This window comes from Bradyrhizobium tropiciagri (assembly GCF_018130545.1).
Lineage (GTDB): Bacteria > Pseudomonadota > Alphaproteobacteria > Rhizobiales > Xanthobacteraceae > Bradyrhizobium > Bradyrhizobium tropiciagri_A.
The window spans coordinates 489,213-513,881 of sequence record NZ_JAFCKF010000002.1; the positions used below are offsets into that span (position 1 = coordinate 489,213).

Annotated in this window: 23 protein-coding genes; 13 read left to right on the forward strand and 10 right to left on the reverse strand. The window is 64.8% G+C overall.

Annotation, left to right across the window (positions count from 1 at the left end; genetic code table 11):
- Positions 1-29 precede the first annotated feature (29 nt).
- Both JQ616_RS08890 and JQ616_RS08895 read left to right on the forward strand, forming a co-directional pair.
- On the forward strand, positions 30-569 hold the full coding sequence (locus tag JQ616_RS08890) for an AAA family ATPase (RefSeq protein WP_212013737.1): 540 nt from the start codon (positions 30-32) through the stop codon (positions 567-569).
- A complete protein-coding gene (locus JQ616_RS08895; RefSeq protein WP_212013738.1) occupies positions 569-1,036 on the forward strand; it encodes a type II toxin-antitoxin system RatA family toxin in 468 nt (155 codons plus the stop codon). Before JQ616_RS08890 ends, JQ616_RS08895 begins: the two co-directional genes overlap by 1 nt.
- An 85-nt stretch (positions 1,037-1,121) precedes the next feature.
- On the opposite strand, the gene JQ616_RS08900 is transcribed toward JQ616_RS08895, so the two are convergent.
- The 3 genes from JQ616_RS08900 to JQ616_RS08910 all read right to left on the reverse strand — a co-directional run bounded on the left by JQ616_RS08900 (position 1,122) and on the right by JQ616_RS08910 (position 3,487).
- Entirely contained in the window at positions 1,122-1,514 is a 393-nt protein-coding gene (locus JQ616_RS08900; protein WP_212013739.1) for a BA14K family protein, read from the reverse strand.
- A gap of 172 nt (positions 1,515-1,686) precedes the next feature.
- The gene (locus JQ616_RS08905; RefSeq protein WP_212013741.1) at positions 1,687-2,289 is read right to left on the reverse strand and encodes a CinA family protein; all 603 of its coding nucleotides are present in this window, start codon (positions 2,287-2,289) and stop codon (positions 1,687-1,689) included.
- 1 nt (position 2,290) lies between these two features.
- Positions 2,291-3,487 carry a bifunctional 2-C-methyl-D-erythritol 4-phosphate cytidylyltransferase/2-C-methyl-D-erythritol 2,4-cyclodiphosphate synthase gene (locus JQ616_RS08910; protein WP_212013743.1) on the reverse strand — a complete coding sequence of 399 codons (1,197 nt, stop codon included), beginning with the start codon at positions 3,485-3,487 and terminating at the stop codon, positions 2,291-2,293.
- Positions 3,488-3,773: 286 nt separating this feature from the next.
- On the opposite strand from JQ616_RS08910, the gene dusB reads away from it, so the two are divergent.
- The 9 genes from dusB (at position 3,774) to mgtE (ending at position 16,248) form a co-directional block, all read left to right on the forward strand.
- Positions 3,774-4,775 (forward strand): tRNA dihydrouridine synthase DusB, encoded by a 1,002-nt coding sequence (dusB, locus tag JQ616_RS08915; RefSeq protein WP_212013745.1) that lies wholly within the window; start codon positions 3,774-3,776, stop codon positions 4,773-4,775.
- A complete protein-coding gene (locus JQ616_RS08920; RefSeq protein ID WP_212013747.1) occupies positions 4,772-5,947 on the forward strand; it encodes a two-component system sensor histidine kinase NtrB in 1,176 nt (391 codons plus the stop codon). The genes dusB and JQ616_RS08920 overlap by 4 nt, the downstream gene beginning before the upstream one ends.
- A gap of 9 nt (positions 5,948-5,956) precedes the next feature.
- Entirely contained in the window at positions 5,957-7,399 is a 1,443-nt protein-coding gene (gene ntrC, locus JQ616_RS08925) for a nitrogen regulation protein NR(I) (protein ID WP_050419700.1), read from the forward strand.
- Positions 7,400-7,577: 178 nt separating this feature from the next.
- A complete protein-coding gene (locus tag JQ616_RS08930; RefSeq protein WP_212013749.1) occupies positions 7,578-10,103 on the forward strand; it encodes a sensor histidine kinase NtrY-like in 2,526 nt (841 codons plus the stop codon).
- A gap of 17 nt (positions 10,104-10,120) precedes the next feature.
- Positions 10,121-11,491: a sigma-54-dependent transcriptional regulator gene (locus JQ616_RS08935; RefSeq protein WP_212013751.1), complete on the forward strand. Its 1,371-nt coding sequence runs from the start codon at positions 10,121-10,123 to the stop codon at positions 11,489-11,491.
- Positions 11,492-11,858: 367 nt separating this feature from the next.
- A complete protein-coding gene (gene hfq, locus JQ616_RS08940) occupies positions 11,859-12,107 on the forward strand; it encodes an RNA chaperone Hfq (protein ID WP_006020546.1) in 249 nt (82 codons plus the stop codon).
- 11 nt (positions 12,108-12,118) lie between these two features.
- Entirely contained in the window at positions 12,119-13,513 is a 1,395-nt protein-coding gene (hflX, locus tag JQ616_RS08945) for a GTPase HflX (protein ID WP_212013753.1), read from the forward strand.
- A gap of 35 nt (positions 13,514-13,548) precedes the next feature.
- Entirely contained in the window at positions 13,549-14,724 is a 1,176-nt protein-coding gene (locus JQ616_RS08950) for an FAD-dependent oxidoreductase (protein ID WP_212013755.1), read from the forward strand.
- A gap of 153 nt (positions 14,725-14,877) precedes the next feature.
- Positions 14,878-16,248, forward strand: a complete 1,371-nt coding sequence (gene mgtE / locus JQ616_RS08955; RefSeq protein ID WP_212013757.1) for a magnesium transporter — start codon at positions 14,878-14,880, stop codon at positions 16,246-16,248.
- A gap of 188 nt (positions 16,249-16,436) precedes the next feature.
- On the opposite strand, the gene mazG is transcribed toward mgtE, so the two are convergent.
- Positions 16,437-17,297, reverse strand: a complete 861-nt coding sequence (gene mazG / locus JQ616_RS08960) for a nucleoside triphosphate pyrophosphohydrolase (protein ID WP_212013759.1) — start codon at positions 17,295-17,297, stop codon at positions 16,437-16,439.
- 128 nt (positions 17,298-17,425) lie between these two features.
- Here mazG and queC point away from each other — a divergent pair, with 128 nt between their 5' ends.
- Positions 17,426-18,154, forward strand: coding sequence for a 7-cyano-7-deazaguanine synthase QueC (queC, locus tag JQ616_RS08965; protein WP_212013761.1), 729 nt, complete (start codon positions 17,426-17,428; stop codon positions 18,152-18,154).
- Between the two features lie 335 nt (positions 18,155-18,489).
- Here the strand turns inward: queC and JQ616_RS08970 are convergent, their stop codons facing one another.
- Genes JQ616_RS08970 through nthA form a run of 3 tightly spaced genes read right to left on the reverse strand, consistent with a single transcriptional unit; the run spans position 18,490 to position 20,152 of the window.
- Positions 18,490-18,867, reverse strand: coding sequence for a nitrile hydratase accessory protein (locus JQ616_RS08970; RefSeq protein ID WP_212013764.1), 378 nt, complete (start codon positions 18,865-18,867; stop codon positions 18,490-18,492).
- Positions 18,867-19,526 carry a nitrile hydratase subunit beta gene (nthB, locus tag JQ616_RS08975; RefSeq protein WP_212013765.1) on the reverse strand — a complete coding sequence of 220 codons (660 nt, stop codon included), beginning with the start codon at positions 19,524-19,526 and terminating at the stop codon, positions 18,867-18,869. The genes JQ616_RS08970 and nthB overlap by 1 nt, the downstream gene beginning before the upstream one ends.
- Positions 19,523-20,152 (reverse strand): nitrile hydratase subunit alpha, encoded by a 630-nt coding sequence (nthA, locus tag JQ616_RS08980; RefSeq protein WP_212013768.1) that lies wholly within the window; start codon positions 20,150-20,152, stop codon positions 19,523-19,525. Before nthA ends, nthB begins: the two co-directional genes overlap by 4 nt.
- 74 nt (positions 20,153-20,226) lie before the next feature.
- On the opposite strand from nthA, the gene JQ616_RS08985 reads away from it, so the two are divergent.
- The gene (locus JQ616_RS08985) at positions 20,227-21,033 is read left to right on the forward strand and encodes an enoyl-CoA hydratase/isomerase family protein (RefSeq protein WP_212013770.1); all 807 of its coding nucleotides are present in this window, start codon (positions 20,227-20,229) and stop codon (positions 21,031-21,033) included.
- A 188-nt stretch (positions 21,034-21,221) separates the two neighbouring features.
- Here JQ616_RS08985 and JQ616_RS08990 read toward each other — a convergent pair whose 3' ends face one another.
- The 3 genes from JQ616_RS08990 to JQ616_RS09000 form a co-directional block, all read right to left on the reverse strand.
- Positions 21,222-22,100 carry a retroviral-like aspartic protease family protein gene (locus tag JQ616_RS08990; protein WP_212013771.1) on the reverse strand — a complete coding sequence of 293 codons (879 nt, stop codon included), beginning with the start codon at positions 22,098-22,100 and terminating at the stop codon, positions 21,222-21,224.
- A complete protein-coding gene (locus tag JQ616_RS08995) occupies positions 22,060-22,899 on the reverse strand; it encodes a tetratricopeptide repeat protein (protein ID WP_212013772.1) in 840 nt (279 codons plus the stop codon). The genes JQ616_RS08990 and JQ616_RS08995 overlap by 41 nt, the downstream gene beginning before the upstream one ends.
- A gap of 352 nt (positions 22,900-23,251) precedes the next feature.
- Positions 23,252-24,499: a DUF763 domain-containing protein gene (locus JQ616_RS09000; RefSeq protein WP_212013773.1), complete on the reverse strand. Its 1,248-nt coding sequence runs from the start codon at positions 24,497-24,499 to the stop codon at positions 23,252-23,254.
- Positions 24,500-24,669: the final 170 nt, after the last annotated feature.

Below are 24,669 nucleotides of genomic sequence, written 5' to 3' on the forward strand. Positions count from 1 at the left end.
GAGCCTTGATTGAGCCTTTGGACGGGACAATGCAGCGCGTTCTGGTGATGGGATCGTCGGGATCCGGCAAGTCGACATTTGCGCGGCGGCTGTCCGCCATGACGGGCGTCCCGACGGTGTCGATCGACGCGCTGTTCTGGAAGCCGGGCTGGGTCGAATCCGACAAGAACGAATTCGAGCACCGCATGATCGCGGCTGCGCGCGAGCCGCGATGGATCATGGACGGGAATTACATGCGGTATGGCGCAGGTGAGCTGCGCCGCGAGCTCTCCGACACGATCATCTGGTTCGACCTGCCGCGATCGACCTGCATGCTGGGCATCTTCAGGCGCATTGCCGGCAGCTATGGCCAGGTTCGCCCCGAGATGGCCGAAGGCTGCCCCGAGAAGATCGATCTGGAATTCTTCCGCTACGTCTGGACCTATCGCCAGCAGCAGCGGCCGAGGTTGCTCGACTATTTCAAGGGATTGCGCGCCGATCAAGCGCTGGTCTGCTTCACCGATCGGGTGCAGGCGGACGATTATCTGGAGAGCGTCGCACGCCGGCAAAACCGTGCGAGTATTAACTGATGCCACGATTCTCAAGCAAGCGGCGGGTTCGCCACACCGCATCTCAAATGTTCGATCTGGTCGCTGACGTCGAGCGCTATCCGGAATTCGTGCCGCTGTGCCAGGCGCTCAAGGTCCGCCAGCGGACGCCGAAGGACGATGGCACCGAAATCGTGGTGGCCGACATGACGGTCTCCTTCAAGCTGGTCAAGGAAACCTTCACCAGCAAGGTGACGCTCGACCGGCCCAATCTGAAGATCCTGGTCGAATATCTGCGCGGCCCGTTCAGCAATCTGGAAAATCGCTGGAGCTTCGAGCCGAAGTCGGAGACCGAATGCGATGTCGGCTTCTTCCTGAATTACGAATTCAAGAGCCGGATGCTGGCGATGCTGATGGGCTCGATGTTCGACGCCGCGTTCTCACGCTTCGCAGCGGCGTTCGAGAAGCGCGCGGACCAGGTCTACGGCAAGCCTCAGCTCTCAACTTAGCGAACCGCCTCGTCTTCCTGTGGGAACGCAGATGCCCGGCACGAGGCCGGGCATGACAGACGATGCGCAGGCGCGTTTCGCCGACTTACGGGCAGGAACGACGCACGCCGCCGGATGCGATGTAGGTGCCCGACGCCGGGTCGTAGGAGCGGAAACGCTGCGAGCAATAGGCGTCGTTGTTGGCCTTGGCCTGGCTGGCCGCGATGGCGCCGCCGATGATCGCACCGGCCGCAAGCCCGCCAATGATCGCAGCACCGTTACCGCCACCGTGGTGGTGGTATCCGCCACGGTAGCCGCCGCGATAGCCGTAACGCGGACCGCCATGCCCGTGATGGTAGTACTGCACGTGTTCGACGGAGGTCGGCTGGTCCTGCAGCCGTGTAGGCGCGAGCGGGGCGGCGAATGAGGGGGCGACAGTCGACAGCGTCATGGCGCCAGCGCTGATTGCGGCCACGATCAAAGTTCCCAACTTCATCATTTTCTCCTTGTTGTGGGATTTTGCCGTTCGAAGAACAGTTGAAACGGCAGAGTTGGATCAACAGAAAACGGCGCGCTGACGTCCTAGTTCCACCTGAGATAGGCGGCACTGGGTCGCAGTTGACTGAAGGGCAGTGTGACGTCGGCCTTGGTGTGATTCGACTCTCGTCGGCCTATCCGCGCGGCGGCCGCCGCCGTTTCGCGGCGTGGCTGCGCGGCGAACGGGCGACCCGTGGCCGCAATCGGCTGCTGGCGGCTTCGCGGCGCGGCTTGGCGGCCTGCGGCGGGCGGGCGAGCTCGATCAGCATACGAAGTGCTTCGACCACGGAGCGTTGCCGCACCGTGCTGCGGCCGATCGCGCCGAAGCGCTGCTCGCGATGCAGGATGCGGCCGTCGCGCGCGGCGACTGCAAAATGCACCAGGCCGACCGGCTTGCCCGGCGTCGCGCCGCCGGGGCCCGCGATCCCGGTGATCGAGACCGCTAGGTCGACGCCGGCCTTTTCCAGCGCGCCGATCGCCATCGCGGTCGCGGTTTCCTTGCTCACTGCGCCGAATGTCTCGAGCGTCGCGGCCTTGACGCCGAGCATCACCCGCTTGGCCTCGTTCGAATAGGTGACGAAGCCGCGATCGATCACGTCGGAAGAACCGGGGATGTCGGTGAGCGCGCCCGCGACCAGGCCGCCGGTGCAGGACTCGGCAGTCGCGATGGTCAGCTTGCGCATCCGGCACAGGTCGAGCAGCGAGCGGGAGAGGGCACGAGCGTCGCTGCCGCCCATGTCAGGCACTCCAGCTCTTGTCGTCCCAGGGAAGGCGGATCGTCGCGCTCGCGGTCGCCGCGATGCCTTCCTCGCGGCCGGTGAAGCCGAGCCGCTCGCTGGTGGTCGCCTTGACCGCCACGCGCGAGATGTGAACGCCGGAGATCTCCGCGATCTTGGCGCGCATGGTGTCGCGCAGCGGGCCGATCTTCGGCCGCTCGCAGATCATCGTCACTTCGAGATTGGCGATCCGTCCGCCGCGCGTTGTGACGCGCTCGACGGCGTATTTCAGGAACTGATCGGAGGAGGCGCCCTTCCACTTGGCGTCGCTCGGCGGGAAATGCGAGCCGATGTCGCCGTCGGCCAGTGCGCCGAGGATGGCGTCGACCAGCGCATGCAGCCCGACATCGCCGTCAGAATGAGCCAGGAAGCCGCGTGTATGCGGCACCCGCACGCCGCAGAGCATGACATGGTCGCCGTCGCCAAAGGCGTGCACGTCGTAGCCGGTGCCGGTCCTGATGTCACCGAGCTGGCTCGCGAGCCGCGCTTCCTCGCGCACGAAGTCTTCGGGGGTGGTCAGTTTCATGTTGGCAGCATCGCCTTCAAACGTCGCAACGGTCAATCCCGCCCATTCAGCCAGTGCCGCATCGTCGGTGAAATCACTGCGGCCCTCGCGCGCAGCGCGACGATGCGCCTCCAAGATTACGTCGAAACGAAAAGCCTGCGGCGTCTGCGCGATGCGCAGGCGTGCGCGCTCCGGCGTCGCCTCGACATCGCCGGCGTCGCCGGTGACCTTGATCGTATCGGTAACGGGAATCACGGGGATCGCGGCGCCGGTCCGGCCGGCGGCGGCGATCGCGCGGGAAATCACGGCCGATGTGACGAAGGGACGTGCGGCGTCATGGATCAGAACGATGTCGGGCTTCTCGGCCGCCAGCGCCTCGAGCCCCGCATGCACCGAGGCCTGCCGGGTCGCGCCGCCTGGCGTCGGCGGCTGATGGCGCAGGCCCGCGACCGCTTCATCGAACAGCGCGGCGTCATCAGGGTTGACGACCGGCTGCACCGCAAACACGTCCGGATGTCCGGAGAACGCCTCCATGGCCCGGTAGATCACCGTCTGGCCGCCGATCGTCCGGTATTGCTTGGGTCCGCCGGCGCCGGCGCGCAGTCCACGGCCGGCTGCGACGAGGATGGCTGCGGTACGCTCAGGCTGCGGCATTTTGAACCAATGACAGACGAATCGGGGATGAGGGGAACGGCTGATATCGCCGCGCGCACAGCCCTTAGCATGACCGCTGCGCAAAAACAGAGCGTTTGCGATGACTGTGGGAAAAGCAGATTTTGTTGCAGTGCACTTGCGTCGGTGATAGGAATGTCTAAACCGTAGGCATGAGCCTTGACTGCACAAGAATTGTGCGCAGAATGGACCACGTCAGCTGCAATGGCGTTGCTGACAGAACGACGAGACGGCTGTGACCGGCGTGCAAAGTACTCCTCGTAACCCATTGAAGATAGGCGACATTGCTGTCGCCAACCGGGTTCTTCTCGCGCCCATGTCAGGGATCACCGACGCGCCGTTCCGGCGACTCGCGGCCGCCTTGGGTGCCGGTCTGGTGGTCTCGGAGATGACGGCCAGCGATGATCTGGTGAACGGCAAGCCGATGTCGAAGCTGCGTTGTGAGGCAGCCGGGATCGGGCCGCATGTGGTCCAGCTGGCCGGCTGCGAGACCCGCTGGATGGCGGAGGGTGCACGGGTCGCCGAAGGCGCCGGCGCCGACATCATCGACATCAACATGGGCTGTCCGGCACGGCACGTGACCGGAGGTCAGTCCGGCTCGGCCCTGATGCGCGATCTCGACCATGCGGTGACGCTGATCGACGCGACGATTTCGGCGGTCAAGGTGCCGGTGACGCTGAAGATGCGGCTCGGCTGGGACGACCGCTCACTCAACGCGCCCGAACTGGCGCGCCGCGCCGAGGCGTCAGGCGTGCAGATGATCACCGTGCATGGCCGCACCCGCTGCCAGTTCTACAAGGGTGACGCAAACTGGAATGCGGTGCGCGCGGTCAAGGACGCTGTCACGATCCCGGTCGTGGTCAATGGCGACATCACCTCGTTCGACAAGGCCGTGGGTGCGCTGGAGAAGTCGGGCGCCGACGCCGTGATGATCGGCCGCGGCGCGCAGGGCCAGCCCTGGCTGCCCGGCCAGATCGGCCGCCGCCTGGAGACCGGGATCGCCGAGGCCACGCCGTCGCTCGCCGAGCAGCTCAAGCATGTTCGCGCGCTTTATGACGAGGTGTGCAGCCATTACGGCCTGCGCATCGGCCTCAAGCATGCACGCAAGCATCTCGGCTGGGCGCTGGAGACCGCAGCCGCCTATAGCTGCGCGCCGGCGGCGACCTTGAAGACCTGGCGGCAGGCGATCCTGACTTCGGAAGAGCCGTCCAGCGTGCATCGCGCGCTCGAAGACGCCTACGACGATTTTGCCTGGAGTGCTGCCGCATGACGTCAGCCATGGAGTTTCGCCGGCCCGTGCCGACCGATGGCGAGGCCATCCTCAACGCGCTGCCCAATCCGGTGCTGCTGGTCGCGCCCGACGGACGGATTGTCGATGCCAATATCGCCGCGGAGTCCTTTTTCGAGATCTCGGCTCAATTTCTGCGCCGGCAGTCACTGAAGGAGCTGGTGCCGTTCGGTAGCCCGCTGCTGGCGCTGATCGAGCAGGTGCGCACCAGCGGCTCACCGGTCAACGAATACAAGGTCGATCTCGGCACGCCGCGGATCGGCGGTGATCGCCAGGTCGACCTGCACGTCGCGCCGCTGACCGAGCGGCCGGGGCACATCGTGGTGATGCTGCAGGAGCGCACCATCGCCGACAAGATGGACCGCCAGCTCACCCATCGCAGCGCCGCGCGCTCGGTGATCGCGCTGGCTGCGATGCTCGCCCACGAGATCAAGAATCCGCTGTCGGGCATTCGCGGCGCCGCGCAGCTGCTGGAGCAGCAGGCATCGTCTGAAGACCGGCTGCTGACGCGGCTGATCTGCGACGAGGCGGACCGCATCGTCACGCTGGTCGACCGTATGGAAGTGTTCGGCGATGACCGCCCGGTGGCGCGCGGCCCGGTCAACATCCACTCCGTGCTCGACCATGTGAAGCGCCTGGCGCAATCCGGCTTCGCCCGCAACGTGCGCTTCATCGAGGACTATGATCCGTCGCTGCCGCCGGTGCTCGCCAACCAGGACCAGCTGATCCAGGTGTTCCTCAATCTGGTGAAGAACGCGGCCGAAGCGGTCGCCGATCTTGGCACCGATGCCGAAATCCACCTCACCACGGCGTTCCGGCCGGGCGTGCGGCTGTCGGTGCCGGGCAAGAAATCGCGGGTCTCGCTGCCGCTCGAATTCTGCGTCAAGGACAACGGCTCAGGCGTGCCGGAAGACCTGCTGCCGAACCTGTTCGATCCGTTCGTCACGACAAAGCAGACCGGCAGCGGGCTCGGCCTCGCGCTGGTCGCCAAGATCGTCGGCGATCACGGCGGCATCATCGAATGCGAGTCGCAGCCGCGCAAAACCACTTTCCGCGTGCTGATGCCGATGTACAGCGCCGCCAAGCAACTCGACCAAAGCAACCGCGATGACGTTCCGGGTACGTCCTCGCCTGCCTCTCAGGATGCACGATGAGGAACACCAATGCCTGCAGGTAGCATACTTGTCGCTGACGACGACACAGCCATCCGGACCGTCCTGAACCAGGCGCTGTCGCGCGCCGGCTATGAGGTTCGCCTGACCGGCAACGCCGCCACGCTGTGGCGCTGGGTCAGCCAAGGCGAGGGCGATCTCGTGATCACCGATGTGGTGATGCCCGACGAGAACGCCTTCGATCTGCTGCCGCGGATCAAGAAGATGCGGCCCAATCTGCCCGTCATCGTGATGAGCGCGCAGAACACCTTCATGACCGCGATCCGCGCTTCCGAGCGCGGCGCTTATGAATATCTGCCGAAGCCGTTCGATCTGAAAGAGCTGATCACCATCGTCGGCCGCGCGCTGGCCGAGCCGAAGGAGCGGGTCTCGAGCCCCGCCGACGACGGCGAGTTCGACTCGATACCGCTGGTCGGCCGCTCGCCGGCGATGCAGGAAATCTACCGCGTGCTGGCGCGGCTGATGCAGACCGATCTCACCGTGATGATCTCGGGCGAGTCGGGCACCGGCAAGGAGCTGGTCGCCCGCGCGCTGCACGATTACGGCCGGCGCCGCAACGGCCCGTTCGTCGCGGTCAACATGGCGGCGATCCCGCGTGACCTGATTGAGTCAGAGTTGTTCGGCCATGAGCGCGGCGCTTTCACCGGCGCCAACACCCGCGCCTCCGGCCGCTTCGAGCAGGCCGAGGGCGGCACGCTGTTCCTCGACGAGATCGGCGACATGCCGATGGAGGCGCAGACCCGGCTGCTGCGCGTGCTGCAGCAGGGCGAATACACCACCGTCGGCGGCCGCACCCCGATCAAGACCGACGTCCGCATCGTCGCGGCCTCCAACAAGGACCTGCGTATCCTGATCCAGCAGGGCCTGTTCCGCGAAGACCTGTTCTTCCGCCTCAATGTGGTGCCGCTGCGGCTGCCTCCCTTACGCGAGCGTATCGAGGATCTACCCGACCTGATCCGGCACTTCTTCTCGCTCGCCGAGAAGGACGGCCTGCCGCCGAAGAAGCTCGACGCCCAGGCGCTGGAGCGGCTCAAGCAGCACCGCTGGCCGGGCAATGTCCGTGAGCTGGAAAACCTCGCCCGGCGGCTGGCCGCGCTCTATCCGCAGGACGTCATTACGTCGTCCGTGATCGATGGCGAGCTGGCGCCGCCCGCCGTGACCTCGGGCAGCACCGCCACCGTCGGCGTCGACAATCTCGGCGGCGCGGTCGAGGCCTATCTGTCCTCGCACTTCTCCGGCTTCCCGAATGGCGTGCCGCCGCCGGGCCTCTATCACCGCATCCTCAAGGAGATCGAGATCCCGCTGTTGACCGCCGCGCTGGCAGCGACCCGCGGCAACCAGATCCGGGCCGCCGATTTGCTCGGATTGAACCGCAACACACTGCGCAAGAAGATCCGCGACCTCGATATCCAGGTCTACCGGAGCGGCGGGTAGGGGTGACGGGGCGGGGCTACCAGCCCCGCTACCGTTATTGAGTAGTCACAAATGGTTTTGAGGACACGGCGTCGCGCCTCGGTTTGCGCCGCGGAAATGTCGCAATTCGGCAACATTGTGATATGATTGCATCAGTTCGCAATTCCCGCGGGCGATCGCACTCAGCTCAATTGCCGGTATGACCAGCGCAGAGACAACCGCTTCAACGTTACACGCGTCCCCGGCCGGGCCCAATGCAGAGGCAGGGGCGGAGGCGCGTGGCTTCCCCTTGCGGCGCTGGCTGGCGCCGTTCGCCATCGCCCTCGCGCTGCTGTCCGGCTTCCTCACCTTCGTGGTGCTGACCAACCTGACCCCGATCGAGCCGACGCCCGAGGTGGTCCGCTCGTTCCTGATGATCAACGCCGGCACTATCCTGCTGCTGGTCGGGATCATCGTCCGGGAAGTCTGGCAGATGGTGCAGGCGAGGCGGCGCGGCCGGGCGGCGGCGCGGCTGCATGTGCAGATCGTCGGCCTGTTCTCGGTGATCGCGGTGTTGCCGGCCGTGCTGGTCTCGATCGTGGCCAACGTCACCATCGAGCGTGGTCTCGACCGGCTGTTCTCGGGCCCCACCAAGGAGGTGATCCAGAATTCGCTGACCATTGCCAGCGCCTACATGCAGGAGCATGCGCAGCTGATCCGCGGCGACATCCTCGGGATGGCCAACGACATCTCCCGCGCACGCCTGACCCCGCTCTACGACCAGGACCGCCTCTCGTTCCGCGAGTTCCTGACCGCCGCCGCGGCCGCGCGCAACTTGCCGGTCGTGGTGCTGATGGACAAGGACGGCCACATCCTGGAGAGCGCCGAGACCGGGATCAACCTGAGCTACGCGCTGCCGCCGCCGGACTTCCTCAGCAAGGTCAACGATACTGATCCCGAGATTTCGGTGTTTCCGGAGAGCTATGTCGCCTCCGTGGTTCGTCTCAAGACCTTCGACGACACCTTCCTCTACGTGGCGCGGCTGCTCGATCCGGCCGTCGTCGCCCAGCTCAAGCAGACCCAGACCAGCGCCGCCGAATATGCCCAGCTCGAGACCCGCCGGCTCGGCATCCAGGTCGCCTTCGCGCTGATGTTCGCGGTGATCGCACTGACCATCCTGATGGCCTCGGTGCTGATCGGGCTGAACTTCGCCAACGGCCTGGTGTCGCCGATCCGACAGCTGATGGGCGCTGCAAGCGAGGTCTCAACCGGCAATCTCAACGTCCAGGTGCCCGTCAACAAATCGGCGAGCGACCTCGCATTGCTCGGCGAAACCTTCAACAAGATGACGCAGGAGCTGCGCACCCAGCGCAATGAGCTGGTCGATGCCTCCGAGACCATCGACAGTCGCCGCCGCTTCATCGAAGCGGTGCTGTCGTCGGCGAGCGCCGGCATCATCGGGGTCGACGCCTCAGGCAGCGTCGGCATCCTCAACCGCTCTGCGGAGAAGCTGATCGGGCATGCCGAGTCGGAGACGCTCGGCCATCCGCTCTCGGACGTGCTGCCTGAGCTCGACGAGATGATGAAGACCGCGCGCGAAGGCACGCAGCGGCTGGTGCAGGGGCAGGTGACGATCCTGCGCGACGGCAATGAGCGCAATTTGTCGGTTCGGGTGTCAGCCGAGCAGACCAGCCAGTCGCGCGACAGCTACATCATCACGCTCGACGACATCACCGAACTGGTTTCGGCGCAGCGCACCTCGGCCTGGGGCGACGTCGCCCGCCGCATCGCCCACGAGATCAAGAACCCGCTGACCCCGATCCAGCTCTCGGCCGAGCGCATCCGCCGCAAATTCGGCAAGACCATCACCGAAGAGAAGGACAAGTCGATCTTCGAGCAGTGCACCGATACCATCGTGCGCCAGGTCGACGACATCAGGCGCATGGTCGACGAGTTCTCGCGCTTCGCGCGGATGCCCAAGCCCGTGATGGAGGGCGAAGACGTCGCCGACGTAGTGCGCCAGGCCGTGTTCCTGATGAAGGTCGCGCATCCCGATCTCGATATCGAGGCCGACATCAAGCAGTCGCCGCTGCCGGCGCAGTTCGACCGCCGCCTGATCTCGCAGGCGCTGACCAACATCATCAAGAACGCCACCGAGGCGATCGAGCAGGTCCCGCCCGAGGAGCTCGGCAAGGGCCGCATCGACGTGGTGGCGCAGCGCGAGAATGACGACATCCTGATCGACGTCGTCGATAACGGCATCGGCCTGCCCAAGGTTGCCCGTTCGCGCCTGCTCGAACCCTATGTCACGACGCGGGCCAAGGGCACCGGTCTTGGACTTGCGATCGTCGGCCGCGTCCTCGAGGACCATGGCGGCCGCATCGAGCTCAAGGACGCCTCCGATTTCCGCGAGGGCCAGCGCGGTGCCTGGATGCGGCTGCGCTTTTCCGTCACAGGCCAGGCGGCCAAGCCTGAGACCAAGCCTGAGACCAAGCCCGAGGCGAAGCTGGAGACGAAACCCGAGAGCAAGGACCAGAAGCCGGCCGTAAAACCGGACGAAATCGATCCCGACAGTGAAAAAAATCCGCCGGAAGAGCCGACCAACGGCCCGGCACAGGCGACCAACAATGAACCAAAAATCCAAGAACCAAGCCAACAACCGATCCAAGAACCCGATAGTCCCGAACCAAATAATCAAGAGCCAGATGCGCAACAGCCAAAAATCAAAGCCGCGACGGGCGACTGACAACGCAGGTGTAACCCATGGCCAGTGACATTCTGATTGTCGACGACGAAGCTGACATTCGCGACCTCGTTGCGGGCATCCTGGACGATGAGGGGTTTTCGACGCGCACCGCGCGCGACAGCGACTCGGCACTCGCCGAGATCGCCAACCGCCGCCCGAGCCTGGTCTTCCTCGACATCTGGCTGCAGGGCTCCAAGCTCGACGGCCTGCAGTTGCTCGAGCAGATCAAGAAGGACAACGCCGATCTGCCGGTCGTGATGATCTCCGGCCACGGCAACATCGAGACCGCGGTCGCCGCGATCAAGCGCGGCGCCTACGACTTCATCGAGAAGCCGTTCAAGTCGGACCGGCTGATCCTGGTCGCGACCCGGGCGCTGGAGACCTCGCGGCTGAAGCGCGAGGTGAAGGAGCTGAAGCAGCTGGCTCCGGCGGCGAGCGTGCTGACCGGCCGCTCGGCCTGCATGAACCAGCTGCGCCAGACCATCGATCGCGCCGCCAAGGCCAACAGCCGCATCCTGATCGTCGGCCCGTCCGGCGCCGGCAAGGAGCTCGCCGCGCGGACGCTGCATCATGCCTCCGGACGCGCCGAGGGGCCGTTCGTGGTGATCAACGCCGCCGCGATCACGCCGGAGCGCATGGAGATCGAGCTGTTCGGCATCGAAGGCGCGAATGGCGAGCAGCAACGCAAGGCCGGCGCGCTCGAGGAAGCGCATGGCGGCACGCTGTTCATCGACGAGATCGCGGACATGCCGCGCGAGACTCAGAACAAGATCCTGCGCGTGCTGGTCGATCAGACCTTCCAGCGTCAGGGTGGCACCAGCAAGGTGCATGTCGACGTCCGCATCATCTCGTCGACGGCGCGCAATCTGGAGGAGGAGATCGCCGCGGGCCGCTTCCGCGAGGATCTCTATCACCGCCTCTCGGTGGTGCCGATCCGGGTGCCGCCGCTGTCGGAGCGTCGCGAGGACATCCCCGAGCTGATCGACTATTTCATGGACCAGATTTCGGCGGCCACCGGCCTGCCGAAGCGGCAGATCGGGCAGGACGCGATGGCCGTGCTGCAGTCGCATGTCTGGCCGGGCAATGTCCGCCAGCTGCGCAACAACGTCGAACGCGTGATGATCCTGGCGGGTGGCGGCCCGGAGGCGATCATCACCGCCGACATGCTGCCGCAGGACGTCGGCTCGATGGTGCCGGCGATGCCGACCTCCAACAATGGCGAGCACATCATGGGCCTGCCGCTGCGCGAGGCGCGCGAGGTGTTCGAGCGCGACTACCTGATCGCCCAGATCAGCCGCTTCTCCGGCAATATCTCGCGCACCGCGGAGTTTGTCGGCATGGAGCGCTCGGCGCTGCATCGCAAGCTGAAGGCGCTCGGGGTCGGCTGACCCTCGAGCCTGACGGCTGAGGCTGTTCGGCCAGGAGCGACGCCCCGGCGATCCCGCCGGGGATACCGGGGTCTGCCCAGGACCGGGCGGGGTGGCCGGCGAGGCGAGCGCGGAGCCGGTACAACCGGGGATTTATCCACTCTCCACGAGAATATTCGTCTCTTTCCTCGCCCTTTCTTAGAATTGCCACCGTGTTCCTACCGACTGCTGCGCGAACCGGCTTGCCTAAAAACCGCGCGTAGCCTCTAATCCTACCGCTACGCCTGCCAGAGGGGGATCTCAGGGCAGACGGGCAGCCGGAGGAGGCTCCGTCAGAGAGTCGCAACCGGTTCAATAAAAAGAAGCACAAGCTTGCGGGACAAAAACAATGGCGGCAGACCGCGCACAAAATCTACAAGACACCTTCCTGAACCACGTTCGTAAAACCAAGACGCCACTGACGATATTTCTGGTCAACGGAGTGAAGCTGCAGGGCATTGTCACATGGTTCGACAATTTCTGCTTGCTGCTGCGGCGCGACGGTCACTCGCAGCTGGTCTACAAGCACGCGATCTCGACCATCATGCCCGGCGCTCCGATTCAGCTGTTCGAAGGTGGTGAGGACGCACCGGCTTGAGAGTGAACTGATTGGAACCCTTCAATCGTGAAGGGGGCGCCGACCGGACCAAGTCTAGGCCCGGGGCGGCGGGGAACGGCAGCAGCGGGCGGGTGATCGTCATCGGCCCGTACCTGCGCATGCGCCGCGGCGACGGCGATGCGCAAACGGAATCCTCTGTCCGCGACTATGAAGCCCGGATCGAGGAGGCCGCCGGCCTTGCCGCGGCGATCGAGCTCACCGTGGTCGACTCAGTTGTCGCGCCGATCAGCCAGATCCGGCCTGCAACCTATCTCGGCAAGGGCAAGGTCGAGGAGATCAACGGCCTCGTCGCCAGCAACGAGGTCGAGCTCGTGGTGATGGATTGCGCGCTGTCGCCGATCCAGCAGCGCAACCTCGAGAAGGCCTGGAGCACCAAGGTGCTCGACCGCACCGGCCTGATCCTGGAAATCTTCGGCCGCCGCGCCAAGACCAAGGAAGGCGCGCTGCAGGTCGAGCTCGCCCATCTCAATTATCAACGCAGCCGCCTGGTGCGGTCGTGGACCCATCTCGAGCGCCAGCGCGGCGGCTTCGGCTTCATGGGCGGCCCCGGCGAAACCCAGATCGAGGCCGACCGCCGCCTGATCAGCGAGCGCATCACCAAGCTCGAAGGCGAGTTGAAGAAGGTGCAGGCGACGCGGCGACTGCATCGTGCCGGCCGCCAGCGCGTGCCGTATCGCGTGGTGGCGCTGGTCGGTTACACCAATGCCGGCAAGTCGACGCTGTTCAATCGCCTGACGCGTGCCGACGTGCAGGCCGCCGACATGCTGTTTGCGACGCTGGATCCGACCCTGCGCGCGCTCAACCTGCCGCATGGCGGCAAGGCGATGCTGTCGGACACGGTCGGCTTCATCTCCAATCTGCCGACCCAGCTGGTGGCCGCGTTTCGCGCCACGCTGGAGGAGGTGCTGGAAGCCGACATCATCCTGCATGTCCGCGATATCTCGCATGAAGATGCCGAAGCGCAGGAGCGTGACGTCGAGGGCGTGTTGCGCCAGCTCGGCATCGATCCCGACGCCGATGGCGGCCAGCGCATCATCGAGGTCTGGAACAAGATCGACCGCTTTGATCAGGAGGAGCGGGACAATCTGCGCAACATTGCGGCGCGCCGTCCGCCGGAGCGGCCATGCTTCCTGGTTTCGGCCGCGACAGGCGAGGGGATCGACGCGCTGCTGGCCGCGATCGAGGATCGCCTCGCGGCCAAGCGCATGACCTTGCAGCTGTCGATCGACGCCTCCGACGGCGCCGGCATCAGCTGGCTGCATCGCAATGCCGAGGTCCTGAACAAGCAGCTCAACGGCGAGCGGTTCGACATGACGGTGCGCGTCGACGAAACCAAGCGCGACATCGTGATGTCACGATTCGATGCTCTTCCGCACGAGACGTAACGCCCGGCAGGGCGGCGTTGCGACCGGGGGGATCGATGCTCAATCGCCGTACATTTCTCGGCAGCGGTCTGGCGAGCGCTGCGGTCGCCGGAATTTCAACGCGCCTGGCCGCTGAAGGCGCGGGCTTTGCCGATGCGCCCGCGCTGCGGCCGGTTCTCGCACGCGCCGACCGCATGTTTCGAGTCACGGTCTGCCTGCGCCCGTTCCGCGCTGCCGGTCCGCGCATCGAGGCGGAATGGGTCGGCGCGAAATATGTCGTTCACAATTACGGCCACGGCGGAAGCGGCTGGTCGCTGTCCTGGGGCGCCGCGCAGGAGGCGGTGCCGCTCGCCCTGCAATTGAGCGCGCGCGACATTGCCGTCGTCGGTGCCGGCGCGATCGGCCTGACGACCGCGATCACGGCCCAGCGGATGGGCGCGACGGTCACGATCTACGCCAAGGAGCGCTTCCCCCAGGTGCGCTCGGCGCGTGCGACCGGGGACTGGTCGCCGGATTCACGGATCGCGATGGAGGCTGACGTCGCGCCGGATTTCGCCGACCGCTGGGAGCGGATGGCGCGCGCCACCTTTGCGACCCATCAAAGCTATCTCGGCCTGGCCGGCAATCCGATCGAATGGACGGATCGCTATTTGCTGTCCGACGAAGCCCCCGACGCCGAGGGGCGTCCACACCGCCGCCAGCACGCGTCGGGTGAGGGCACGAAGAAATTCCTCGAACTGCGCGACCGCGTCAGGACGCTGACGCCGCGATGGGACTTGCAGGCCGCCGGGACAAATCCGTTTCCCGCGCCCTATGCCTGGAAGAGCGCTTCGCTGACTTACAACGTCACGGATCTCTACCACCACCTCGAAGCGGAATTTCAGGGGGCGGGAGGCCGCTTCGTGCCGACCGAACTGCACGCGCCATCGGATCTGTCGAAAATCCCCGAGAAGGTCATCCTCAATTGCACCGGTTATGGCGCCCGTGCGTTGTTTCGTGACGAGAGCATCGTCCCGGTGCGCGGCCAGATCGCCTGGCTCATTCCCCAGCCGGACGTCAACTATGGCGTGTTCTACCGCAACCTCAGCGTCCTTGGCCGGCGCGACGGGATCGTGGTCCAGCCGGTCGGCGAGAACGATTATTTCGGCTTCAACGACGACAACGAAATGCCTGATGTCGCCGCCGCACGGCAAGCGGTGGAGGACGCGGCAAAGCTGTTCAGCCGGGCCTGATCAACGTCACCGGCGGTCGCATTCTTCCGAAATGTGACGGCGCCGTGACGCGGCCTCACTTGGACACGACTGCGACGTGCGGCCGCACTTTCCGTTTGAAATCTGCGCCGCCTTGGTTCATTGCGCTGCTGGACGCAAAGCCGAGGCCGATCGATGCAGGACACCAGCGAAACCATCACCCACGACACGCTCGCCGGCCAGAACGGTGATCTCGCCCATGCACGGGCCCCCGAAATCGTCGACGCGCTCAATGCCCGGGAGCCGGAAGAGGCCGCGCAGCTGCTGCGATCGCTGCCGTCAGAGAAGGCGATCGAGGTGCTCGACCTGCCCGGGCTCGACAACACCTGCGAGATCCTGGCCGAGCTGCCGACCGATACCGCGGTGTCGCTGCTGTCGAGTGTCTCCGACGACCGCGCCGCCGACATCTTCAAGGAGCTGGTCGAGCCGCTGCGCACCACGCTGCTGAACGGCCTCAATCCGGACACCCGCAACGTCATCTCGGGGCTATTGGCCTATCCCGAGCGCAGCGCCGGCAGCATCATGACGACCGAGTTCGTCAGCGTGCCGTCGAGCTGGACCATCGCCGAGGTGCTGCATCACATCCGGATGGTCGAGCGCACCCGCGAGACCGTCTATTCGATCTTCGTGATCGACCCGGTCAAGAAGACCCTGATCCAGGCGGTGCCGCTGCGCCGGCTGATCTCGGCCGATCCGCACGCCAATGTGCTAACCGCGGCACCGGCGCGCAAGCCGCTGATGATTGCTCCCGAAGCCGATCGCATGGAGGCGGCGCGGCTGATCTCGCGCTACGATCTGCTCGCCGTCGCCGTCGTCGACGGCCCCGGCCATATCCTCGGCATTGTCACGGTCGACGACGTCATCGACGCCATCGTCGAGGAATCCACCGAGGACGCCCAGAAGTTCGGCGGCATGGAGGCGATCGATGAGCCTTATCTGCGGATCGGGTTCGGCGAGATGATCAAGAAGCGCGCCGGCTGGCTGTGCGCCCTGTTCCTGTCGGAAATGCTGACCGCCACCGCGATGCAGTCGTACCAGAGCGAGCTCGAGAAGGCGATCGTGCTGACGCTGTTCATCCCGCTGATCATGAGCTCCGGCGGCAATTCCGGCTCGCAGGCGACTTCGCTGCTGATCCGCTCGCTGGCGCTGCACGAGGTGCGGCTGCGCGACTGGTGGCGTGTCGCCATTCGTGAACTGCCGACCGGCATCGTGCTCGGGTCCATCCTGGGCGTGATCGGCATTGTCAGGATCACGCTCTGGCAGACGCTCGGCCTGTTCGACTACGGCCCGCATTGGGTGCTGGTGGCCACCACCGTCGGCGCTGCGCTGGTCGGCATCGTCACCTTCGGCTCGCTGTGCGGCTCGATGCTGCCCTTCATCCTCAAGCGCATCGGCTTTGATCCCGCCAGCGCGTCCGCGCCGTTCGTCGCGACGCTGGTCGACGTGACGGGACTCGTGATCTATTTCGGCGTTGCTGCGGTCATCCTGCACGGGACGCTGTTGTAGGCGGAAGCTGCGTATTTTGACGCGGCACCTCCACGTATTCGATGTCGTCCCTGCCTAGTGCGCAATTGCGCACGGGAGCAGGGACCCATAACCACCGGCCATAGTTATTGCGCTTGGTCGCAGTTCCACACAATAACTTTGCTGGTCGATGACTAGCGCGGGACCGTCGCCGGCGGCCTATTGATAGATCACGCGGTATGAGTCCCTGCTTTCGCAGGGACGACAGCGGTGGTTGTGGCGGCGGTTTTCGCCTCGTTCCACAGCGCGTCCATCTCCTCCAGCGTCGCGCCCTCGAGCGGGCGGCCCTTGGCCGCGAGCGCCGTCTCGATATAGGCGAAGCGCCGCTCGAACTTGGCGTTGGTTGCGCGCAGCACGGTTTCCGGGTCGGCGTCGACGTGGCGGGCGAGGTTGACCAGCGCGAACATCAGGTCGCCGGTCTCTTCCGCGATCTCGGCCTTGTCGTTGCGGTCGAGCGCGGCCTCGATCTCGTCGGCTTCCTCGCGGATCTTGGCGAGCACCGCGCGCGGGTCGTTCCAGTCGAAGCCAACGGTGGACGCCTTGCGCTGCAACTCCATCGCGCGCGTCAGGGCAGGCAGGCCCGCCTTCACGCTCGCCAGCAGCGACTTGTGCGCCGTATCCTCCGGCGGCCGCCGCGCGGCGCGCTCCGCCTTCTCCTCGGCCTTGATGCGTTCCCAGGCGCTCTTGACGCCGGCGGGCTGGATATTGCCGTCCTTGTCGGCAAAGACGTGCGGGTGACGGCGGATCATCTTCTTCGTGATCGCCTCGACCACATCGCCGAACGCGAAGGCGTTCTGCTCTTCCGCCATCTGGGCGTGATACACCACCTGCAGCAGCAGGTCGCCGAGCTCCTCGCGCAAATCGTCGAGATCGCCGCGCGAGATCGCGTCCGCGACTTCATAGGCCTCCTCGATCGTGTAGGGCGCGATCGTCTGGAAGTCCTGCTCGAGGTCCCATGGGCAGCCGGTCACCGGCGTGCGCAGCGCGGCCATGATCTCGATCAGGCGGGAAATGTCGCGGGAAGGGGTCATGGAGCACCGCTGTATGAGAGGTCTGGCCGTTATGCCAAATCGACCCTGTCGATCCCAGCAAAACGCGCCGGAATAACGGCGCTGTCCACCGATTGGCCGTACGGCCAAGGGATGCTAAAGCCCGTTCCATGACCGATCAGAACACTTCCGACACGGCGCTGGTGCTGTTTTCCGGCGGCCAGGATTCCACCACCTGTCTGGCCTGGGCGCTGTCGCGCTTTGCCCGCGTCGAGATGCTCGGTTTCTCCTACGGCCAGCGCCATGCCGTCGAACTCGATTGCCGCGACCGGCTGCTGGCCGGGATCAAGCAGGTGCGGCCCGACTGGGCGGCTAAGGTCGGTGACAGCCATACGCTCGCGATCCCGACACTGTCCGATATCTCCGACACCGCGCTGACCCGCGACGTCGCCATCGAAATGGGCGCCGACGGATTGCCCAACACCTTCGTGCCGGGCCGCAACCTCGTGTTCCTCACCTTCGCCGCGGCGCTGGCCTACCGGCGCGGCATCCGCCACATCATCGGCGGCATGTGCGAGACCGACTATTCCGGCTATCCGGATTGCCGCGACGAGACCATCAAGGCGTTGCAGTCGGCGCTCAATCTCGGCATGGCCAGGGATTTCGAGCTGCACACGCCGCTGATGTGGCTCGACAAGGCCGCGACCTGGCGGCTCGCGCACGAACTCGGCGGAGCAGGGCTGGTTGATCTGATCCGCGAGCACTCCCACACCTGCTATCTCGGCGAACGCGGCGCGCAGCACGATTGGGGCTATGGCTGCGGCGAATGCCCGGCTTGCAGCCTGCGCGCCAAGGGCTGGCGGGAGTATGTCGCGCAGGGGAGTGGCGGCAATCCCTGAGTTGTCTGACGGCACAAGCTGGCGCAGCGATCGCATCCAACGCCGTGTCGCGGGGGCGCTCCGCCAAAATATCGAAAAACAACCCCATGCACAGTAGCCGTCGGCCGTCGGCGTTGGACACGGACCACTTGACACGTCGGGCAACTCAGTCGTATTTTTCCATTATTCCGAAATAACTACAGCTGTCATCGCCCGGCTCGACCTGGCGATCCAGTACGCCGCGCCCCCTCGGCTCGAGCACTGCTGTCTCTGGAATACTGGATCACCCGCTTTCGCGGGTGATGACGCCGAACAAGGCTCTTCGACAATGCGAACGAGGCGAAAGGAAAGCGCCTCTACCTAAAATCCGCCGACGTCAGTACGATCGGTTGGCCGTGCGGGGTGCGGTCGGCGGCGTGGTCCCAGGCGTCGCGATAGCGATGCAGCGTCTCCGATGTCGTGACGCCCTTGGCGGCGACCAAGTGCTCGAGCGTCGCCAGCCAATGCTGGTAATAGGTCTCGCCGGTATCGGGATCGCCGGCGGCCTGCGCGCGCTTGATCTGATCGGCAAGCGCTGCGGCCCATTCGGGCCAGGTGAACACGCCGCGGTCATGCAGCGTCAGCGCCATCGCGAAGGCCTGCGCTTCCCACGGCGCGCGGAACACCGGTCCGTCCTGGTCGCGGGGAATGCTGGAGACGGCGCTGGTCGCGCGCGCCGCGGCGCCGGCATCCATCACACGGCCTCCAGATATGGCTCGAACGCGTCGATCGAGACCTTGATAGTCGGGTCGGAGTCCGGTCCCCACAGCTCGCGTCCATCGAACACGACGGTGTACAGCCATTGCGGATGCTCGCCAGCGTCGTTCGCGACCGTATCGGGAAACACATGACAGCCGTGATCGCGCTCGACCACGCCGACATGACCGCGCACATAGCGCGGCAGCCGCGTGTGGGTGGCGGGGTGGATGTTCTTCGCGCGGACCCGGTCGCCGGCCTTGAACTTCGCCGGTCCTGGCGCTGCGCGGCCGAACTTGCCGCGCACCATGATGCGCTCGACATCGGCCATCGAGAACGTGCCGTGCTTGAGCGATTTCGCCGGCGCGACGGAATGTCCGGATGCGACGTCGTCCTTGGAGATATAGCCCTTGTCGAGCAGCAGGGCTTCCAGCCCAAGGAACCATTTCTTGTAATAGGAGCTCGACAGATAGACCTGCGGGGGCAGGGTCTCGCGATAGAAGCGCGAGGCATCGATGTTGAACGCGCCGGCCGCGCCCATCGCGCGGACCATTGCGAGCACCCGCGATTCCCATTCCTCATGGAACATCGGCTCGTTCGGCTCGGGCTCGACCTTGCCGAACCCGTCCATGCCGCCCATGTCGTGGACGCCATTCATGACGGAGCTCCCGGCGTTTTCGGGAATCCGGTGCCGATCATCGAATCGCGCGTCACGAGCTCGGCGAGCTGGTCTTCGCTCCAGCCCTCGGTGCCCGCGGGCCGCATCGGCAGCACCAGGAAGCGCGTTTCCGCGGTCGAATCCCAGACCCGGATTTCGGTCTCCTTCGGCAGGCTGACGCCGAAATCGGCGAGCACGCCGCGTGGATCCTTGACCGCGCGCGAGCGGTACGGCGAGGCCTTGTACCAGACCGGCGGCAGCCCGAGCATTTCCCAGGGGTAACAGGAGCACAAAGTGCAGACGACCATGTTGTGACGGCCAGGCGTGTTCTCGATCGCGACCAGATGGTCGCCGACCCGGCTGACATGGCCGAGCGTGCCGACCGCCTTGGAGGCATCCTCGAGCAGCGCCTGCTTGAAGGCGGGATCGCTCCAGGCCTTGGCGACAACCCGGGCGCCGTTATGCGGCCCGATCTTGGTCTCATAGGCCTGCACGATGGCGTCGAGCGCGGCAGCCTCGACATAGCCCTTCTCGGTCAGGATCGATTCCAGCGCGCGGACGCGCAGTTCGGTCTCCGACAGTTCGGAATGGTGGTGATCGTGGTGGTGGTGATCATGTTCGCTCATGCCCAGAGAATAGGCGAAACCGCCGTGCTATGTCGAGGCAGGCAGTACACAACAATGCGAGCAGGGAGGTATGCGTGGTTGACGATGTGACGATCGAGAAGGGCCTCGGACCGGAGGGCCGCATCGCCGTGGTACGGTTCGACCGCGGCGACGGTATCAACGCGCTGTCGCCGGAGGCGCTGCGGCAGCTGACGGATGCGGCACGCAGTTTCGAGGACGATGGCGCGACCTCTGTGGTGGTGCTGACCGGCAGCGCCAAAGCGTTCAGCGCCGGCTTCGACCTCAAGGACGCCGAGGGGCGTTCGCGCGCGACCATGGACATGGGCACGCTGCGCCGTCACCTGAAGCTCGGCCCGCGCCTGACGCGCGCCTGGCAGGAGATGGAGCAGGTCACGATCGGTGCGATCGAGGGCTTTTGCGTCGGTGGCGGCGTGGCGCTCGCGGTCGCGCTGGATTTCCGCGTCATGGCGCGCGATGCGCATCTGCGGGTGCCGGAGATCGCGCTCGGCATGAACATGAGCTGGCAGAGCGTACCGCGCATGCTGCATCTGATGGGCCCGGCACGCACCAAGCAGGCCGTGATCCTGGCCGACGACCGGATCTCGGCCGAGGAAGCCTACGAATGGGGCCTGGTAGAGCAGGTGACTGATCCCGGCAAATCGTTTGACGCTGCAATGGCACTCGCGGCCAAGGTCGCGGCCCAGCCGCCGATTTCGGTGGCGATGACCAAGCTGACGGTCAACCGCCTGGCGCATGCGCTCGACGATCTCGCCAGCCATATGGACCTCGACCAGTTCGCGTTGGCGAGCCTCACCGACGATCACAAGGAGGGCGTTGCGGCTTTCCTCGGACGGCGGAAACCACGCTTCAGGGGGCACTGACGGGTGTCCCGATCGACAAGCGCGGCTCGGCGTTCCAGTACCTGGGGAAGGTCCCCGTCTATAAGCCGGCCGCGCTCGATGTCGACTCGATGCTCTATGCAGAGCCAAGCCGAAGCTGAGGCCAAGGCACGCACGGGGATGCATGCATGATGCACGCATCGATGAGAGTCATCCTTGATTGTGAGACCTCATTGAAGGACAAGTTCGTGGTTTACGTTGTCCTGCGACCAAGACCTGAACCTATTCAAAAAGGACTGTCCAAGCAGCAAAGGGGCATTGGCGCGTGCGATGCTTGCGCGAACATTGGTCACCGTTCGATCTCCAACCTTCAAAGATCTGATGATAAATGTCCTCGATGAGACAATCGAACCATCAGCAAGGCGATGGTTTGCGGATCCAGTAAAGTCGCTTTCGTTGATCGTGCCGGTCCTCATCAATGTTTGAGCAACATTGGCTGGGATCGAAACGTCAGAGGCTCCACTGTCAACAACGAAGTTTAACTTCAGGGTGTCGTTTATGAGAGCGGGCACGTAAAAGGTCCCATTGCCTGAAACCATCCTCACGCGCGCGTCGCCCGCGGATAGTTCGGTCACTATCTGAGGTGCCGCGGGCCAAAGGACGCCGAGACGGGCCAGTGCCGCCTGGGCAAAACGATTTCCGTGATCTGCGGCTAGCCTGTACAGGCGGACGGCTTCGCGCTCATCTTTTAATAACCCGCCATCGCCGCGCTCGTATGCAGCTCCCAGATTTGCCTGACCTTGAGCGTTGCCATCCTCTGCAGACATTTTGAAATAACGTACAGCCTCGACAACATCTTTCGGCAGTCCTCCGACTCCACCCAAATAGGCAAGTCCTAGATTCGCCTGCGCCTGCGCATTCCTGTGTTCTGCTGCGAGCTTATAAAGCCGTACTGCTTCGGTCTCGTCCCTGGTTAAGCCACCGGAGCCGCGCAAATACGCCGCGCCCAAGTTAGTTTGCGCCTGATCGTTGCCTTGTTCAGCTGACAATTTGTAGAGACGCACAGCTTCACGATCGTCTCTTGCTAGCCCGCCCGCTCCCACGCTCATAGGCAAACCCGAGGTTCACCTGGCCAAGGGCGTTACCTTGGTCAGCCGATAATTTGTACAGTCGGCCCGCTTCACGTTCATCTTTGGTGACTCCGCCGCGTCCCTCGAGATAAAAGATCCCGAGATAGACTTGCGCGAAAGCGTTACCACGCTCTGCTGCCGTTCTGTATAGACGGGCGGCCGCGTAATCATCTTTGGCCAAGCCGCCCCGTCCCGTTTGATATAATCTGCCGAGATTATATTGCGCTGACGCGAAGCCCTGATCTGCGGAAAGCCTAAAAAGACGGGCGGCTTCACTATCATTTTGGGGCAGCCCGCCGTGTCCCCCTAGATAAAGAACTCCAAGGTCGTTTTGACCCTGCGCGTTCCCGTGATCTGCAGCGAATTTCGAGAGGCGGAGCGCTTCGGCGTCATCCTTCGGGATGCCGCTCTCTCCAATCAGATAAAGCGACGCCAGGCTGGCCGCACCTTGAACGCTGCCACCCTCGAACGCCTTGGCGTATTGCCGCCGGGCCGCATCAACGTTTTTGGCGGCCTGATATGCCCGACCAAGCTGCAGGGCGATCCGGGGATCGTTTGGGGCCGCCTTCGCCGCACGTTCGCATGCATCGATCGCGACCTCTGCGACGATCTTTTCAAAACTGACGCCGGCAACTCCCGCTGGGCGCGTGCTATCAAATGGATGAGCCGCAGCTCGGTCGCAGGCTGCTAGAAGTTCAACGACTGGCTTCTCGGCGGCGCAAGCAGAGGACCCACTAAATCCAATCAAGAGTCCGACGGAGAGATAAATCAGCCTCACCGCACCCCCCCTGTGAGACGAACTAAAAAGTGTTTCGCTACAAAGACCCAAGCCTATCCGTTCGGCTCGCCCCTGCCAACGCCGGATGCTCAGGAAGATGTGCGTTGCCAAGGCGAAAACTCTCGGTTGATTAAGAAATCCCGCGGGACGGGCACAACCGAGCCCGCCACGGCATCCCTTCGCCCGTCCCAGCGGAGGCATGGCGGCTAGGCGAGGGCGCGGTCTGGACCTGAACACAGCTGCCGAGGTGTCCCTGCTGGTCGCTGCCCAGCCGAACGCCAATCCACGCTCGCCCCAATCACGCTAACGAGATATCTAGGATGGTGTGGGCAGGGCCATTACGTTCGATGGTCTAGCGCTTGGTGATGCCGTCGCGGCCGGCGAGGTCGGCCTCCCAGCCGAATACCGAGCGGCCGCCGAGGCTTGGCGAACGCGCGCGCTCATTGGCCACGAAGGCATCGAAGGATGGGCCGGTCGCGGTCCGCTCGAGCCTGCGGGCCTGATCGTCGAGCCGCTTCAACGCCTGCAACTCCTCGTCGCGGCCAAGCTTTGCCTGCTGCACCGCCGATTTCAGCACGCCGATGGTCTCGTCATAGACCTTGATCGGCACCGGAAACGGATGGCGGTCCTTGCCGCCATGCGCGAGCGAGAAACGCGCCGGATCGCGGAAACGATACGGCGTCCCGTGCACGACCTCGGCGACCATCGCGAGCGACTCCACGGTGCGGGCGCCGACGCCCGGCGACAGCAGCAGCTCGGGGAAGTCCAGCGGCCCGCGCTCGGCGGCGGCGGCGAGGGTGCCGTGCAGGCGGCGGATGAAGACATCGCTGGAGCGCACATCGTGGTGGGCCGGCATGATCAAGTGCAGGAGATCGCCCTGCGCCTCTATCTTCTCGGTCAGTTCGGCATATTGACGCGAGATGCCGTCGGGACCGAGCACAGCCAACAAGTCGAGCTGGGCCTGGCGCGAGCCGTCGGCGCGGTGGTCGGTGAGATTGACGATCTCACCTTGCGATGGGCCGTCGATCGCGCTGTGCGGCTCGTCGACAAAGCTGCGCAGGCCTTCGGAATGCCAGTGATAGCGTCGCGCCTGCCGCTTGCTGTCGCTCATGCCTTGCTGGACCACGGTCCATTTGCCGTCGGCCGTGACGAAGAAGCCATGCAGATAGAGCTCGAAACCGTCCTGGACCGCGGCGCTGTCGACCTTGGCGACCAGACGGCTGGCGCGGGTGAGGGCAACGCCGTCGAAGCCGGTCCGCTCGCCCAGCGCCGACAGCTCGTCCGGCGTCCGCCGCGAATGCTTGCCGCGGCCGCCGCAGACGTAGATGCCGAGCTCGTCCTGCATCGGCGCCAGCCCGCGCTTCAGCGCGCCAATGACGCTCGTGGTGATACCAGACGAATGCCAGTCCATGCCCATCACGGCGCCGAACGACTGGAACCAGAACGGATGTGAGAGCCGCTGCAGGAATGCGTCACGGCCGTAATGGTGGACCACGGCCTGCGTGATGATGGCGCCCAGCGTCGCCATGCGCTGCGCCAGCCATGGCGGCACGCGTCCACCGTGGAGGGGAAGATCAGCGCTGCCGGTACGTCGGGCCATCGGTCTGCAAACCTCGCTATGGCGTCGTTGAGTCGGGGGCAGACTATCAAGCAAACGCTCCAAGCCCGGCGTCAAGCGATCCCGGCTGCCCATATCCGTAATTCGCATAAGGTATATTATGGAATATTTATATCTACAATTAGATCAGATATTTAGTGGGAAATCTTCGC

What these genes read in the sequence shown, in the direction of transcription:
- JQ616_RS08890 (WP_212013737.1), top strand. Translation starts at nt 30, where the DNA reads ATGCAGCGCGTTCTGGTGATGGGATCGTCGGGATCCGGCAAGTCGACA.
- JQ616_RS08895 (WP_212013738.1), top strand. Translation starts at nt 569, where the DNA reads ATGCCACGATTCTCAAGCAAGCGGCGGGTTCGCCACACCGCATCTCAA.
- JQ616_RS08900 (WP_212013739.1), bottom strand. Translation starts at nt 1,514, where the DNA reads ATGATGAAGTTGGGAACTTTGATCGTGGCCGCAATCAGCGCTGGCGCC.
- JQ616_RS08905 (WP_212013741.1), bottom strand. Translation starts at nt 2,289, where the DNA reads ATGGGCGGCAGCGACGCTCGTGCCCTCTCCCGCTCGCTGCTCGACCTG.
- JQ616_RS08910 (WP_212013743.1), bottom strand. Translation starts at nt 3,487, where the DNA reads ATGCCGCAGCCTGAGCGTACCGCAGCCATCCTCGTCGCAGCCGGCCGT.
- JQ616_RS08920 (WP_212013747.1), top strand. Translation starts at nt 4,772, where the DNA reads ATGACGTCAGCCATGGAGTTTCGCCGGCCCGTGCCGACCGATGGCGAG.
- ntrC (WP_050419700.1), top strand. Translation starts at nt 5,957, where the DNA reads ATGCCTGCAGGTAGCATACTTGTCGCTGACGACGACACAGCCATCCGG.
- JQ616_RS08930 (WP_212013749.1), top strand. Translation starts at nt 7,578, where the DNA reads ATGACCAGCGCAGAGACAACCGCTTCAACGTTACACGCGTCCCCGGCC.
- JQ616_RS08935 (WP_212013751.1), top strand. Translation starts at nt 10,121, where the DNA reads ATGGCCAGTGACATTCTGATTGTCGACGACGAAGCTGACATTCGCGAC.
- hfq (WP_006020546.1), top strand. Translation starts at nt 11,859, where the DNA reads ATGGCGGCAGACCGCGCACAAAATCTACAAGACACCTTCCTGAACCAC.
- JQ616_RS08950 (WP_212013755.1), top strand. Translation starts at nt 13,549, where the DNA reads ATGCTCAATCGCCGTACATTTCTCGGCAGCGGTCTGGCGAGCGCTGCG.
- mgtE (WP_212013757.1), top strand. Translation starts at nt 14,878, where the DNA reads ATGCAGGACACCAGCGAAACCATCACCCACGACACGCTCGCCGGCCAG.
- mazG (WP_212013759.1), bottom strand. Translation starts at nt 17,297, where the DNA reads ATGACCCCTTCCCGCGACATTTCCCGCCTGATCGAGATCATGGCCGCG.
- queC (WP_212013761.1), top strand. Translation starts at nt 17,426, where the DNA reads ATGACCGATCAGAACACTTCCGACACGGCGCTGGTGCTGTTTTCCGGC.
- JQ616_RS08970 (WP_212013764.1), bottom strand. Translation starts at nt 18,867, where the DNA reads ATGGATGCCGGCGCCGCGGCGCGCGCGACCAGCGCCGTCTCCAGCATT.
- nthB (WP_212013765.1), bottom strand. Translation starts at nt 19,526, where the DNA reads ATGAATGGCGTCCACGACATGGGCGGCATGGACGGGTTCGGCAAGGTC.
- nthA (WP_212013768.1), bottom strand. Translation starts at nt 20,152, where the DNA reads ATGAGCGAACATGATCACCACCACCACGATCACCACCATTCCGAACTG.
- JQ616_RS08990 (WP_212013771.1), bottom strand. Translation starts at nt 22,100, where the DNA reads ATGAGCGTGGGAGCGGGCGGGCTAGCAAGAGACGATCGTGAAGCTGTG.
- JQ616_RS09000 (WP_212013773.1), bottom strand. Translation starts at nt 24,499, where the DNA reads ATGGCCCGACGTACCGGCAGCGCTGATCTTCCCCTCCACGGTGGACGC.